This window comes from Clostridium sp. DFI.5.61, assembly GCF_024462915.1.
GTDB lineage: Bacteria > Bacillota > Clostridia > Oscillospirales > Oscillospiraceae > Lawsonibacter > Lawsonibacter asaccharolyticus.
On sequence record NZ_JANGBZ010000130.1, the window covers coordinates 1 to 300 of the forward strand.

At 64.7% G+C, this 300-nt stretch carries 1 protein-coding gene; it reads right to left on the bottom strand.

From position 1 onward, the window contains the following. On the bottom strand, positions 1–300 hold a 300-nt coding region (locus tag NE584_RS19950), incomplete at both ends, for a thiamine pyrophosphate-binding protein (RefSeq protein ID WP_256183553.1).

Below are 300 nucleotides of genomic sequence, written 5' to 3' on the forward strand. Positions count from 1 at the left end.
CGCTTGCACACGGGCTTGAGCATGCTGTACTGGTCGCCGTCCTCATGCATCTGGATCTCCTGATGGGGATGACGGCCGAAGTAGTAGCTGGGCACATCGCCCGCGATGACCACCATGGGGATGGAGTCCAGGGAGGCGTTGGCCACGCCGGTGAGCACGTTGGTCAGGCCGGGGCCCAGGTGGCACATGACCACGGATGCCTTATGGGTGATGCGGGCGTAGCCGTCAGCCGCGGTGGAAGCCACGGCCTCATGCCGGGTGCCGATGTACTCGATCTTCTTGCTGCGGGAAAGGGCGTCC